At 71.9% G+C, this 12,524-nt stretch carries 13 protein-coding genes and 1 pseudogene; 4 read left to right on the top strand and 10 right to left on the bottom strand.

Going from position 1 to position 12,524, the window contains the following annotated elements; all coding sequences use genetic code 11:
* Positions 1 to 73: 73 nt before the first annotated feature.
* Positions 74 to 292, top strand: coding sequence for a hypothetical protein (locus tag ABGB10_RS04110; RefSeq protein WP_347659496.1), 219 nt, complete (start codon positions 74 to 76; stop codon positions 290 to 292).
* Positions 293 to 365: 73 nt separating this feature from the next.
* Here the strand turns inward: ABGB10_RS04110 and fabF are convergent, their stop codons facing one another.
* The 8 genes and pseudogenes from fabF to ABGB10_RS04070 all read right to left on the bottom strand — a co-directional run bounded on the left by fabF (position 366) and on the right by ABGB10_RS04070 (position 7,998).
* The gene (gene fabF, locus ABGB10_RS04105) at positions 366 to 1,592 is read right to left on the bottom strand and encodes a beta-ketoacyl-ACP synthase II (RefSeq protein WP_347659494.1); all 1,227 of its coding nucleotides are present in this window, start codon (positions 1,590 to 1,592) and stop codon (positions 366 to 368) included.
* A 2-nt stretch (positions 1,593 to 1,594) separates the two neighbouring features.
* Positions 1,595 to 1,834, bottom strand: a complete 240-nt coding sequence (locus ABGB10_RS04100; RefSeq protein WP_030330276.1) for an acyl carrier protein — start codon at positions 1,832 to 1,834, stop codon at positions 1,595 to 1,597.
* A gap of 83 nt (positions 1,835 to 1,917) precedes the next feature.
* Complete coding sequence (locus tag ABGB10_RS04095) at positions 1,918 to 2,862, bottom strand: beta-ketoacyl-ACP synthase III (protein ID WP_347659491.1); 945 nt, start codon at positions 2,860 to 2,862, stop codon at positions 1,918 to 1,920.
* A gap of 14 nt (positions 2,863 to 2,876) precedes the next feature.
* Positions 2,877 to 3,785, bottom strand: a pseudogene (locus ABGB10_RS04090) (ACP S-malonyltransferase); the annotation flags it as partial.
* Between the two features lie 78 nt (positions 3,786 to 3,863).
* The gene (locus ABGB10_RS04085; RefSeq protein ID WP_347659489.1) at positions 3,864 to 5,165 is read right to left on the bottom strand and encodes a helix-turn-helix domain-containing protein; all 1,302 of its coding nucleotides are present in this window, start codon (positions 5,163 to 5,165) and stop codon (positions 3,864 to 3,866) included.
* Between the two features lie 11 nt (positions 5,166 to 5,176).
* On the bottom strand, positions 5,177 to 5,941 hold the full coding sequence (locus tag ABGB10_RS04080) for a septum formation family protein (RefSeq protein WP_347659487.1): 765 nt from the start codon (positions 5,939 to 5,941) through the stop codon (positions 5,177 to 5,179).
* Positions 5,942 to 6,112: 171 nt separating this feature from the next.
* A complete protein-coding gene (locus tag ABGB10_RS04075) occupies positions 6,113 to 6,796 on the bottom strand; it encodes a response regulator transcription factor (RefSeq protein WP_347659485.1) in 684 nt (227 codons plus the stop codon).
* Positions 6,793 to 7,998, bottom strand: coding sequence for a histidine kinase (locus ABGB10_RS04070; RefSeq protein ID WP_347659483.1), 1,206 nt, complete (start codon positions 7,996 to 7,998; stop codon positions 6,793 to 6,795). The genes ABGB10_RS04075 and ABGB10_RS04070 overlap by 4 nt, the downstream gene beginning before the upstream one ends.
* Before the next feature lie 119 nt (positions 7,999 to 8,117).
* On the opposite strand from ABGB10_RS04070, the gene ABGB10_RS04065 reads away from it, so the two are divergent.
* Both ABGB10_RS04065 and ABGB10_RS04060 read left to right on the top strand, forming a co-directional pair.
* Positions 8,118 to 8,660 carry an orotate phosphoribosyltransferase gene (locus ABGB10_RS04065; RefSeq protein WP_347659481.1) on the top strand — a complete coding sequence of 181 codons (543 nt, stop codon included), beginning with the start codon at positions 8,118 to 8,120 and terminating at the stop codon, positions 8,658 to 8,660.
* A gap of 211 nt (positions 8,661 to 8,871) precedes the next feature.
* Positions 8,872 to 9,198 (top strand): hypothetical protein, encoded by a 327-nt coding sequence (locus ABGB10_RS04060; RefSeq protein ID WP_347659479.1) that lies wholly within the window; start codon positions 8,872 to 8,874, stop codon positions 9,196 to 9,198.
* Positions 9,199 to 9,320: 122 nt separating this feature from the next.
* On the opposite strand, the gene ABGB10_RS04055 is transcribed toward ABGB10_RS04060, so the two are convergent.
* Positions 9,321 to 9,971 carry a hypothetical protein gene (locus ABGB10_RS04055; protein ID WP_347659477.1) on the bottom strand — a complete coding sequence of 217 codons (651 nt, stop codon included), beginning with the start codon at positions 9,969 to 9,971 and terminating at the stop codon, positions 9,321 to 9,323.
* A gap of 252 nt (positions 9,972 to 10,223) precedes the next feature.
* Here ABGB10_RS04055 and ABGB10_RS04050 point away from each other — a divergent pair, with 252 nt between their 5' ends.
* The gene (locus tag ABGB10_RS04050) at positions 10,224 to 10,838 is read left to right on the top strand and encodes a copper resistance CopC family protein (protein WP_347659475.1); all 615 of its coding nucleotides are present in this window, start codon (positions 10,224 to 10,226) and stop codon (positions 10,836 to 10,838) included.
* A gap of 227 nt (positions 10,839 to 11,065) precedes the next feature.
* Here the strand turns inward: ABGB10_RS04050 and gltX are convergent, their stop codons facing one another.
* Positions 11,066 to 12,475: a glutamate--tRNA ligase gene (gene gltX, locus ABGB10_RS04045; RefSeq protein ID WP_347659474.1), complete on the bottom strand. Its 1,410-nt coding sequence runs from the start codon at positions 12,473 to 12,475 to the stop codon at positions 11,066 to 11,068.
* Between the last annotated feature and the right edge of the window lie 49 nt (positions 12,476 to 12,524).

Genomic DNA, 12,524 nt, shown 5'->3' with positions numbered 1-12,524 from the left:
AAAGCCGGTTCCCACTGACCTCGGCCGGCGAAAACGGGTCGCCCCGGTTCGAGCGGACTGACAGTCTCCAGGCATGGGAGTGGCAGAAGGATTCCGGCACGTGCGACGGGCCGACGGCACGGTGGTGATCACCCACCACGGGCGGGTGGCCGGCACACTGCGCGGTGCCCGGGCGGCGGAATTCCTAGCCGAGGTCGACGACGACCCGCAGTTGGTGATGGCCCGCTGGACCGGCAACTACCGCCACGGCAACGAGCGCACCGCGAAGCAGCACCCCCGCAACCGGGGCTGAACGAAGGAAGGGCCCCTTCTTATCGCCAGGCGATAAGAAGGGGCCCTTCCTTACTTTTAAAGCGAAACCTTGCTCAGGGCCGTGCGAAGACGAGAGCCACGTTGTGGCCGCCGAAGCCGAACGCGTTGTTCAACGCGGCCGGGATCTCCATGTGGCGGGCCTTGTGCGCGGCGACGTCCAGGGTGAGGCCGGGCTCCGGGTCGTCGAGGTTGATCGTCGGAGGGACGACGCTGTCGCGGATGGCCAGGATGGTGGCGATCGACTCCAGCGCGCCGGCCGCACCGAGCAGGTGACCGGTCATCGACTTCGTCGCGGACAGCACCGGGTGGTCACCCAGCGCCTTGTGCAGCCCGCCGATCTCCAGCATGTCCCCGACCGGGGTCGAGGTGGCGTGCGCGTTGACGTGCACGATGTCCCGCTTCGCCACGTCCGCGTCCGCGATCGCCTTGGCGATGGCACGGACGGCACCCTCGCCCTCGGCGTGCGGCTGCACGATGTCGTACGCGTCGGAGGTGATACCGGCGCCGGCGAGGCGCGCGTACACCCGGGCGCCCCGGGCCGCGGCGTGCTCGGCCCGCTCCAGCACCACGATGCCGGCACCCTCACCGAGGACGAAACCGTCCCGGCCCCGGTCCCACGGGCGGGAGGCGCGCTCCGGCTCGTCGTTGCGGGTCGACATGGCCCGCATCGAGCTGAAGCCGGCGATCGGCAGCGGGTGGATGACCGCCTCGGTGCCGCCGGCCACCACCACGTCGGCCCGACCGGAGCGGATGATGTCCAGGCCGAGGGCGATCGCCTCGGCGCCGGTGGCGCAGGCGCTGGCCACCGAGTGCACGCCGGCCTTCGCGCCCAACTCCAGCCCGACCCAGGCGGCCGGACCGTTCGGCATCAGCATCGGGATGGTGTGCGGGGAGACCCGCCGTGGCCCGGAGGCCTCCAGGATGTCGTCCTGGGCGAGCAGGGTGGTGGCGCCACCGATGCCGGAGCCGACGCTGACGGCCAGCCGCTCCCCGTCGAGGTCGGAGCCGGCGAGGCCGGCGTCCGCCCAGGCCTGCTGCGCCGCGATGATCGCGATCGCCTCGGAACGGTCCAGCCGACGCAGTCGGACCCGGTCCAGCACCTCGGACGGCTCCACGGCCAGCTGGGCGGCGATCCGGACCGGCAGTTGCGCGGCCCACTCCTGGGTGAGAGCACTCACCCCGGAGCGGCCGGCGAGCATGGCGTCCCAGGTCGACGCGACGTCCCCGCCAAGCGGGGTCGTCGCGCCGAGCCCGGTGACGACGACGTCAGGACGACTCATGATCAGGACTGCGCCGCGATGTAGCTGACGGCGTCACCGACGGTCTTGAGGTTCTGCACCTCGTTGTCCGGGATCTTGACGCCGAACTTCTCCTCGGCGGCAACCACGACCTCCACCATGGAGAGCGAGTCGACGTCGAGGTCGTCGGTGAAGGACTTCCCCTCGGCCACGTCGTCCGGGTTCACCCCGGCAACCTCTTCGAGGATCTCGGCGAGGCCGGTGGTGATCTCGTCACGGGTCATTGCGGTTGGTTCCTTTCATCGGGGTTTCCGGCGGACGGCGTCGCCGACCGCACTCCTGGACGCGTACGCGCCCGAGGGGGTCATCAGGGGCAGCGGACGACCTGACCGGCGTAGGTCAGGCCACCGCCGAAACCGAACAGCAGCACCGGCGCGCCCGAGGGCACCTCCCGACGCTCGACCAGCTTGGACAGGGCCAGCGGCACGCTCGCCGCGGAGGTGTTGCCGGACTCGACGATGTCCTTCGCGATGATCGCGTTGGGGATGTTGAGCCGCTTGGCGATGCCGTCGATGATCCGGGCGTTGGCCTGGTGCGGCACGAACGCGGCCAGCTCCGACGGGTCGACTCCGGCCCGCTCGCAGGCCTGCAGCGCGAGTGGCGCCAGCGCGGTGGTGGCCCAGCGGAACACCGCCTGCCCCTCCTGCTGGACGTACGGGCGCCAGCCCTCGATGCGGACCGCGTCGCTCTTCTCCGGCACCGAACCCCAGACCACCGGCCCGATCCCGGCCGGCTCGTCGTCGGCGGTGGCGGAGACCACGGCGGCGCCCGCGCCGTCCGCGAAGATGATGCAGGTGGAGCGGTCGGTCCAGTCGGTGAAGTCGGAGAGCTTCTCCGCGCCGATGACGATCGCGTTGCGCGACGCGCCGGCCCGGATGGCGTGGTCGACGGTGCCCAGCGCGTACGCGAAGCCGGAGCAGGCGGTGTTGACGTCGAACGCGCCCGGGGCGGCGATGCCCAGCTTGGCGGCGACCCGGCAGGCCACGTTGGGGCTGCGGTCGATGGAGGTGCAGGTGGCCACCACGACCAGGTCGATGTCGGCGGCGGTCAGGCCCGAGTTGGCCAGCGCCTTGCCGGCGGCGGCGGCGGCCATGTCGGCCACCGTCTCGGTGTCGGCGATCCGCCGGCTGACGATGCCGACCCGGTCACGGATCCACTCGTCGTTGGTGTCGACGAGTTGGGCGATGTCGTCGTTGGTCACCACCCGGGAGGGTTGGTAGTGCCCCATCGAGACGATGCGACTGCCAGTCATGAACGACCTCCGATGCGGGCGATCAGGTCCCGTGCGGCCGGCAGGTCGTCCGGGGTGTTCAGGGTGACGATCTCCGGGGCGCCGTCGCCCTTGAGGTCCCGCTTCACCAGCCCGGCGAGAGTGCCGGCCGGTGGCAACTCGATCACGCCGGTGACCCCGAGGTCGGCCAGCGTACGCATGCACAGATCCCACCGCACCGGCGCGGTGACCTGACGCACGAGGCGCCGCACCATGTCGGGGCCGTTGTCGACCGCCGTGCCGTCGAGGTTCGACAGCAGGAGGCGGGCCGGGTCGGCGGGGGTGATCTCGGCGGCGACCGCGGCGAGCGCGGCCTCGGCCGGGGCCATGTACGGGGTGTGGAACGCTCCGGCCACCTTGAGTCGGATGATCCGTGCCCGCGCGGGCGGCTCGGCGGCGAGCTTGTCGAGCCCGTCCAGCGCGCCGGCGGCGACGATCTGGCCGGCGCCGTTGCGGTTGCCCGGGTACAGCCCGTTCGCCTCGATCGCGGCGAGCACCTCGTCGGGGTCGCCGCCGAGCACCGCGGCCATGCCGGTCGGCTCCAGCGCGCACGCGGCCGCCATCTCCCGGCCACGAACCCCGGCGAGGCTGATCGCGGCCTCGGCCGACAGCACGCCGGCCAGTACGGCGGCACCCAACTCGCCGACGCTGTGACCGGCGGTGAGCGCGACGTCGTCCAGCGGCAGGTGTTCGCCGGCGAGCAGCGCCGCGGCGACCAGCAACGGCTGGGTGCGGGCGGTGTCCTTGATCTCGTCGGCGTCGGCGTTGGTGCCCAGATGCATCAGGTCGACCCCGGCCAACTCCGACCACTCGCGCAGGCGCGCCTCGGTGCCGGTCAGGTCGAGCCAGGGGGTCAGGAAGCCGGGTTTCTGAGAACCCTGGCCGGGACTAAGTACGGCGAGCACGCCTATGACTCTCCCGGATACGCGCGGGTAACGCTGTGCCGCCCCCGACCAAACCGCACTAGTACCTTTGGAGGTTTCCTACAAAGATCGGCGAGGATCATCCTCGTTTTGGGTGGTTTTCCGGGTGGCCGGGGTCATTGTCTGAGTCGGGACAGGCGAGGTGAGCGGGGCGACCGGATCCAACCGGCCCACGGTCAGCGCGACCTGGAGGGCGAACGCGTCCCGGGGAGACAACGGCGAGAAGCCGGTCACCTCGGCGATCCGCCGCAACCGGTACCGCACGGTGTTCGGGTGCACGAACAGCGCCCGCGCGGCGCTCTCCAGTGTGCCGCCGGCGGCGAGGAACGCGTCCAGGGTCGCCAGCAGTTCGCCACCGGCGCGCACCAGCGTGGCGTACACGTCGTGCCGCAACCGCCGGCGGGCCTCGGCGTCGCCCGCGAGAGCCCGCTCCGGCAACAGGTCGGCGGCCGGCACCGGCCGGGGGGCGCTGGGCCAGGCCGGCGCGGCCCGGAAACCGGACAACGCGGCCCGCGCCGACTCGGTCGCCTCGTCGAGGCTCGGCACGGCCGGACCGACCACCACCGGCCCGTCCCCGAACGCGCTCAGCAACTTGGCGGTGGCGGTCAGCGGGTCTGCCGCACCACCCAGCACGATCACCAGCCGGTCGCCGTGGACACCGCCGATCACCTCCACGCCGATCCGGCGGGCCTGCCGGTAGACCACGTGCAGCACCGCGGAGACCTCCCCGCCGGGCGACCGACCGACCGCCACCGCCACCGGCGGCGCGTCCGCCCAGCCGAGCGCGGCGGCCCGGCTGGCCAGCACGTCCGGCGAGTCACCGCGCAGCAGCGCGTCGACCAGCAGGGCCTGCAAACGGGCGTCCCACGCGCCACGCGACTCGGCGGCCCGTGCGTACACGCGGGCGGCGGCGAACGCGATCTCCCGGGAGAAGCGCAGCACCGCCTCGCGTAGTTGCTGCTCCTCGCCCTCGGCGGCCAGGTGCGACACCTGCTCCTCGACCACGTCGATGGTCACCTTGATCAACGCCACGGTCTGCTGGAGGGTGATCGACCGGGCCAGCGCCTGTGGAGCGGCGGCGAAGACCTCGTCCGAGACCTCCTGGGTGCTGTCCGCCGTGCCGCCGCCGTCGTGCAACCACTGCACCAGCGACCGGGCACCGGCCTGGGCCACCAACATCACCCAGGAGCGTTGGTCGGCCGGCAGCGCCCGGAACCACGGCAGGGTCTCGTCCATCCGGGCCACGCTGGAGGTGGCCAACGCCCCCGCCGAACGTTCGATCCGGCGCAGCGTGGCCGACAGGTCTCCACCGCCCGGCGTGCTCACCGCCCTAGCCTGACACGTTCTGAGCAGGCCATCCACGTCGGCACCGGTCAGCGGGTAATGGTGAGGGCTTTCCGACCGGCACCCTTGACCGACGCCTTGAGCACTCCTTCGGGGCTGTGCAGGAAACACCCCACGCTGAGCCTGCCCGCCTGCCACTCGGGCTCGCCCTCCGGCGTGAACCCGAACACCTGGAACCGGCTCTCCACGTCAGGCTCGGACACCCCGACGTACCGGGAGACGGTGGTCAGACACCCCGCGTCCACGATGTCGTCGGTGAGTTCCCCGACCTCCGGCTCGGCCCGCCAGATGCCGGCGAACTCGGTGTCATGCGGCCCGGTGCAGGAGGCGGGTGGCAGATCGCCGGACTCGGTCGGATCGGTGAAACAGGTGTACCTCAGCGGTGAGTCACCGGCCAGGGCGCCGCGCAGGCTGTTCGCCCGGGGGTTCGGGAACCACCGGTCCACCGCGTGCATCTCCAGCAGGTCGCAGCGGTACCACCGCTCACCCGCCTTCCAGCGCGCAGCCGACGGGACCAGCGTCCGCATCGCCACCCGTGACTCGCGCCACTCGCCGCCCAGGAAGGGGGCGGCCCCGGCGTCGCAGGCCTCGTACAGCCGCGAGATCCCCTCGGTGTCGGCGTCCGGCGGCCCCGACGCGGCGCCCTCCGGGCCGGTGATTCGGCCGACCAGGAACGTCTCCACCTCGTGTTTCGAAGAGCAGGGAATGGGGGTGTACGCCTCGGGGCTGCGTTCGTCGGAGGCGGTGGCGTGGCACACCCCCGCCGAAGGCACGAAGGTCGAGGTCCCCTTCACTGAGGGCGCGCCGTCACAACCGCTTGCTCCGATGGTCAGCGCCACGATGATCGTCGTGCCCCACGAACGTCGCACATCGTCCCCATTCTGAGCAGCCGCCATCGGCGTGAATGGCGGAAAGCGTACGACGGGTCGACGGCCACCGATGTCCAGGGTGGACTCCCGCGGGGCTCACGGGTGCGGGGGAGCGGGCAGGCCCAGCTCCTGGGCCAGGATCGCGGCCTGCACCCGGCTACGCAGGTCCAGCTTCGCCAGGATCCGGCTCACGTGGGTCTTGGTGGTGCTCTCCGCCAGCACCAGGCGATCGGCGATCTGCTGGTTGGACAGGCCCAGGCCGAGGCAGGCCAGCACGTCCCGCTCACGCGGGGTGAGGGTGCCCAGCGCGGCCCGGGTGTCGGCCGACGCGGTCGGCGCGGTGGCCGCGAAAGCGGTGATCAACCGGCGGGTCACGGCGGGAGCGATGAAGCCGTCGCCACGCGCCACCGTACGCACCGCGTCCACCAGACCGTCGGCGTCGGTGTCCTTCAGCAGGAACCCGGCCGCGCCGGCCCGCAACGCGCCGAAGACGTACTCGTCGAGGTCGAAGGTGGTGAGCACCAGCACGTCGGCGAGCACATCGGTGACGATCTCCCGGGTGGCGGAGATTCCGTCCCGACGAGGCATGCGTACGTCCAGCACCGCCACGTCCGGGCGCAACTCCCGACACAACCGCACCGCCTCGTCGCCGTCGGCCGCCTCGCCGACCACCTCGATGCCCGGCGAACCGTCCAGGATCAGGGCCAGGCCGGCCCGTACCGCCGGCTGGTCGTCCGCGAGCACCACCCGTACCGTCGCCGCGACCGCGCCCCTGTTCACCCGCCCTCCCCGATGGGCAGCGCGGCTCGGACCTGCCAGCGGCCGTCATGCGGTCCGGCGCTGAACCGACCGGCCAGCAGGGTGGCGCGCTCCCGCATCCCGATCAGTCCGGCGCCGGCGCCGGGTAGCCCGGCCCCGTCCCGGCGTACCGGGTTCTCCACCGTCAGCACCACCTCCGCCGGCCGGTACGCGATGGTCAGGTCCGCCTCACCCGTGCCGTGCTTGAGCGCGTTGGTCAGCGACTCCTGCACGATCCGGTACGCGGCGAGGTCCACCCCCACCGGCAGCGGTCCCGGCGCGCCGTCGGTGCGCACCCGCACCGCGAGGCCGGCGGCCCGGACCCGCTCGACCAGGTCGTCCGTCTCGGCGAGCCGCGCGCTGACCAGCTCCGGCAGGGCCGCGTCGTCGCCCGTCGGGGCGGGCCCGCCCCCGGGCCCCGGTTCGCGTAGCACCTCGATCATCTGACGCATCTCGGCCAGGCCCTGCACGCTGCTCTCCCGGATCACCCGCAACGCCGACTCGACCTGGCCGCGGTCCAGCCCGGGCACGGACAGCACGGCGGTGGCGTGGATCGCCACCGCGCTGAGGTGGTTGGCGACCACGTCGTGCAGCTCCCGGGCCATCCGGGCCCGCTCCGCGCTGACCGCCTGCCGCCGATCCAACTCGACCAGCCGGGCGGTCTGCTCGGCCCGGGCGCGTTCGGCGGCAGCCTGGTCGCGGTACTGCCGCACGCTGATCCCGGTCAGGACCGGCAGCAGGCCGACGAGCACCACCAGCACCCCGATGGCGACCCCGCTCCACTGGTCGGCGAGGACCACGCCGACGATCGCACCGACCAGGCTCAGCCCGATGGTCGCCCACAGCAGCCACCGCCACAGCCGTGGCGGACCGTAGACGCAGGCGTCGTAGAGCACCTGGGTGTAGATCAGGATCGTCCCCAGTGATCCGCCGAGCGCGATGTCCACCACCACTGCCGCGGTGCCGACGGTCAGGCTGGTGCGCGGAGCGACGAGGCGCAGACCCACGGCGACGCACATCGCCAGCAGCGGTGGCAGGAACAGCGCGGGCGGCACGTCCGGGTACGGACGGATCTGCGGTTGCCAACCGAGGGTCCACAGCACCAGGCCGCCGGCCAGCGACGCCCCGGCCAGCGCCAGATCCCGGCCGCGGGTGCCGGAGCCGAGCCACGGTGGCGGACGCATGCCCCGATCCCACCACAGCCGCACCCGGTCGGAGTCCGACCGGGGGAGGACACCGCCGCCCCCGGCATGCGCCGAAAGGGGTACGCGAAAAGCGCCCCGATGACAGAAGAATGATCATCATGACTGATGGGGAAGCTCGGGCCGCGCTGGCTCGTGAGATCGACGCCACCTGCCGGCTGACGGGAACGTTCGTGCTCCGCTCCGGGCGGACCGCCGACGAGTACTTCGACAAGTACCGCTTCGAGGCGGACCCTCGCCTGCTGGACCGGGTGGCCGCCCAGCTGGCACCCCTCGTTCCGACGGACACCGAGGTGCTCGCCGGCCTGGAGATGGGCGGGATCCCGGTGGTGACCGCGCTCGGCCGGCACACCGGGCTGCCCTGCGCCTTTGTCCGCAAGAACGCCAAGCCGTACGGGACGGCCCGGTTGGCCGAGGGGGCCGAGCTGGTCGGTCGGCGGACGCTCGTGGTCGAGGACGTGGTCACCTCCGGCGGTCAGGTGGTCATCTCGACGGGCCAACTACGCGAACTGGGTGCCCGGGTCGAGCACGCCCTCTGTGTCATCGACCGGGCCGAGGGCGGGGCGCAGGCGCTCGCCGGTCACGGCGTGACGCTGCGGGCGCTCTTCACCCGGGTCGACCTGGAGGCTCACCGGACCCACTGACCGCCGAACCGACTCCGCTGGCGACCCACGGGTGAACGGCGCGAAAAGAGGCTGTGAACTGCGCAACGGGTTCTCGCGCTCACCGTCGTCTCGGTGGGCCGCCCGGTCCTGACCCCGGGTACGCCGTGCGCGGCCCGTCGGTCCCGGCCAGTACGGTGACAGGGCACGTCGGGGGAGCACCCGGGGGTAGACGAACGTGAGGAGACCGGGGATGGCGCACGGGGAGGCCGAACACGGCTGCGCCCAGGGCGAGCCCTGCCGGCCGGGGCACGACCCGCAGCCGGCCGGTAAGCACCGCCGGTCGGTCGGCGGCGCGCCATCGCACCCGGCGGAGCCGCTCGCCGGTCGGGCCGACGACGAGAGCCCTCTTCCGCGTCAGCGTTCCGGCGAGCCCGCCGCCCTCGGTGAGCCCGACGTCGACGTCCCGGCTGGTTGCCTCAGCGAACTTCCCGGCTGGGCCGGGGCGCACCGGCACGGCCCGGTCCGGCCGCGTCCGCGGGCCACCCGCCGCGAACGCCCACCCCGCCGCTGGTGCTGATCACCGCCCGCCGCTGACCAGCGGGCGCGGCGGTTCAACGGGCGCGGGTTCAGCGCGTGCGGGGCTGTTCAGCGCGTGCGGGGCTGTTCAGCGTGTGCGGCTGTTCAGCGTGCGACGGCGGATCAGCGTGTACGACGGCGGATCAGCAGGGCGATCCCGGCGAGGCCGACCGTGATGGTGAGCATCACCCCGACGTTGAGCAGCAGCAGTCGTTGCAGGTCGCCGAGCGCCTCGTCGAGATCCTTGGCGGGGTCGAGCGTGTCCTCCGGGAGCACCCGCTCGCCGCCGCCCACGCCGCCGCTGACCGTGTCGAACTGCCGCTCCAGCGGCACGCCGGCGGTGCGCAGGGTCTCGGACATGCTGAGTCGACCCAGGAACCAACCGGCGCTGGTCTTGCGGCCGTCCGGCTGCTTCGCCGGCCGGTAGACCCGGGGGCCACCGACCGCCTTGGGATAGAGGTCGTACGTCTGCTTCGGCGTCTCGCCGGCGAGCACCACGACCGTGTACTTCGGACCGAGGTCGGCCGGTTTCGGGCCGTTGGCCATGCCGGATTGACCGAGGAAGTTGACCTGGTCGATGACCGCTCCGACGTGGGCGGGTTGCGTTTCCGCGCGCAACCGCAGTGGCGCGGACAGCCCCACGCCGGTGATGTCCACTCCGGCGGGTGCGGGCTTCGGCGCCGCCGAGGCCGGGCCTGCGGTGCCGAGTGACAGCAGCGCCGTCGCCAGCGCGCCCGCCAGCACGGCGGCCAACCGCCTCATCTGTCGGACCATCCCGCCTCCTCGCCCCGTTCGATGGATGGCATCGTTGTGACGTCCGGACCGGTCTGTCGGTGCGAAGCCGACCGGATGGCCGGGGTCATCCTTACAGACTCCGGGGAACGTCGATGAGTTGCAGCTTGTGGAACAGTATTTGGAACTATCTGCGATCTCGGCTCGACTAATGAGGAGCCGTTTGATCAGCGGGCGGATCGTACCCTTACGGAGGGGTTCATGGGGGGCAGGGTTACACGTACGGTGCGGGTTGTGCCAGTGGTGCTCGGCGTGGCGTTCGGTGTGTCGTTTCTGGCGCCGCCGACGCCAGCGGCCGCGCACAACTCGTTGACCGGCAGCGACCCGCGTGACGGTGCCCGAGTGGCGACGGCACCCGCCCGGATCGAGCTGCGGTTCCTCGCCAAGCCGCCACCGGCAACGACGAAGATCACAATAACCGGGCCGGACAATGTGGTCGCTGGCGGCCCACCGGTCTTCGACGGCAGCCGGGTGCGGGTGCCGTTCAAGCCGGCAGCGGCGGGTCTCTACATCGTGGGCTACCAGCTCGCGTCCTCCGACGGGCACCCGGTGAAGGGCGAGGTGCGGTTCACCCTCACGACCGGCACCGCCGCCAATCCGTCCGCCTCGCCGTCGGCCGGAGCGCCCTCGACTGACCCGTCAACAGTTGCTACGGCCTCAGCCTCAGCCGCGCCGGCGTCGGCCACCCCCGGCAGCCCGACGGCGTCCACGGTGCCGGCGGCGTCGGAGAAGTCCGACTCCGGCGGTCGCTGGTGGCTCTGGGCGCTCGGCGGCCTGCTGCTGGCCGCGCTGGGCACCGCCGCTCTGATGTTCCGCCGTCGACGCGACAAGGTCGGTGGCCTGGAGTAGTAAGTCCTGACCCTGGCTCGGGCCGTGGGCGCAGCCGGCGGCCGGCGGTGACCGTCGGTCACCCCGGTTGGGGGCGGATGCGGTAGTGAGCGATATACCTCAGAGTCATATTCATACCTCTGAGGTATATCGCTCAACAGCACATCGGCACGGCAGGCAGCCAGAGCGGATGGCGAGCGCCGTTCGCTGCGCTCGCAGCCCCGTCTTGAGCCAGGACTTACTCTCGTCTAGACCAGGCGGAGCCGGGCGGCGCGCATCCGGGTCAGGGTGCGCTCGCGGCCGAGCACCTCCAACGACTCGAACAGCGGCAGCCCCACGGTGCGGCCGGTGACCGCGACCCGCACGGGCGCCTGCGTCTTGCCGAGCTTGAGCCCACGCTCGGCGCCGACCGCCTCCAGCGTCGACTTCAACGACTCGGCGTCCCAGGACTCCAGCGCCTCGAACGCCGCGACGGCGTCGTCCAGCAGCTCGGCGGAGCCGTCCTTCATCGTCTTGGTCCAGGCGGCCTCGTCGATCAGCGGCGAGGCCAGGAAGAGGAAGTCGACGTTCGGCACGATCTCGCTGAGCACCGCGATCCGCGTCTGGGCCAGCGGCGCCACGGCGGCGAACGCGTCGGCGTCGAACTCCTCCGGCTGCCACGGCGGCGGCGCGATGGTCCCGGTGCCGGTCAGCCACGGCTGGCAGGTGTCGACGAACTCGGCCACCGGCAGCGCCCGAATGTACTCGCCGTTGAACGCGCGCAGCTTCTTCTCGTCGAAGAACGCCGAGGAGAGGTTGACCTCTTCCAGCCGGAACTCGTCCTCGATGACCGACCAGGGCACGATCTCCCGGTCGCCGGACGGGGCCCAGCCGAGCAGCATCAGGTAGTTGCGCATCGCGCCGGAGAGGTAACCCTCGTCGCGGTACGCCTCCAGGGCGACCTTGTCCCGGCGCTTGGAGAGCTTCTGCCGCTTCTCGTTGACCACCACCGGCACGTGCGCCCAGACCGGCGGCTTGACCCCGAGGGCTTCCCAGAGCAGCTGCTGCTTGGGGGTGTTGGGCAGGTGTTCCTCGGCCCGGATCACGTGGGTGATCCCCATGGTCATGTCGTCGACGACGTTGGCCAGCAGGAAGACCGGCGAGCCGTCTCCCCGGGCGATGACGAAGTCCTCGATGAGCTTGTTCTCGAAGGTGGGCTCGCCACGGATCAGGTCGACCACCACCGTGGTGCCCTCGTCGGGCGTACGGAAGCGCAGCGCGTGCCCCGGGCCCGGGCCGAGGCCACGGTCGCGGTGGTAGCCGTCGTAGCCCTGGTACTGCGAGCCGGTGCGGGCCTGCACGTCCTCACGGGTGCAGTCGCAGTAGTAGGCGCGGCCCGACTCGTAGAGGCGGGCGGCGGCGGCCCGGTGCTCGCCGGCGTTCTCCGACTGGAAGTACGGGCCCTCGTAGCTGCCCCGGGAGATGCCGATCCAGTCCAGCGCGGAGAGGATGCCCTCGGTCCACTCGGGCTTGTTGCGTGCCGCGTCGGTGTCCTCGATACGCAGCACGAACACCCCGCCCTGCTGCTTGGCGTAGATCCAGTTCTGCAGCGCCGAGCGGGCGCCGCCGACGTGGAACATACCGGTCGGGGAAGGGGCGAAGCGCACACGTACCGTCACGCCCCCAGCCTACGGCGACCGTCGACCGTGTAAGGAAGGGCCCCTTCTT

It is taken from the genome of Micromonospora sp. B9E7 (assembly GCF_039871815.1).
Lineage (GTDB): Bacteria > Actinomycetota > Actinomycetes > Mycobacteriales > Micromonosporaceae > Micromonospora.
Note: the sequence above shows the minus strand (reverse complement) of the source record. Positions and strands in the feature narration are given on the sequence as shown.

Excerpts from the sequence above, each read along its gene's own strand:
- ABGB10_RS04110 (WP_347659496.1), top strand. The coding sequence starts at position 74 with ATGGGAGTGGCAGAAGGATTCCGGCACGTGCGACGGGCCGACGGCACG.
- fabF (WP_347659494.1), bottom strand. The coding sequence starts at position 1,592 with ATGAGTCGTCCTGACGTCGTCGTCACCGGGCTCGGCGCGACGACCCCG.
- ABGB10_RS04100 (WP_030330276.1), bottom strand. The coding sequence starts at position 1,834 with ATGACCCGTGACGAGATCACCACCGGCCTCGCCGAGATCCTCGAAGAG.
- ABGB10_RS04095 (WP_347659491.1), bottom strand. The coding sequence starts at position 2,862 with ATGACTGGCAGTCGCATCGTCTCGATGGGGCACTACCAACCCTCCCGG.
- ABGB10_RS04070 (WP_347659483.1), bottom strand. The coding sequence starts at position 7,998 with ATGCGTCCGCCACCGTGGCTCGGCTCCGGCACCCGCGGCCGGGATCTG.
- ABGB10_RS04065 (WP_347659481.1), top strand. The coding sequence starts at position 8,118 with ATGACTGATGGGGAAGCTCGGGCCGCGCTGGCTCGTGAGATCGACGCC.
- ABGB10_RS04060 (WP_347659479.1), top strand. The coding sequence starts at position 8,872 with ATGGCGCACGGGGAGGCCGAACACGGCTGCGCCCAGGGCGAGCCCTGC.
- ABGB10_RS04055 (WP_347659477.1), bottom strand. The coding sequence starts at position 9,971 with ATGGTCCGACAGATGAGGCGGTTGGCCGCCGTGCTGGCGGGCGCGCTG.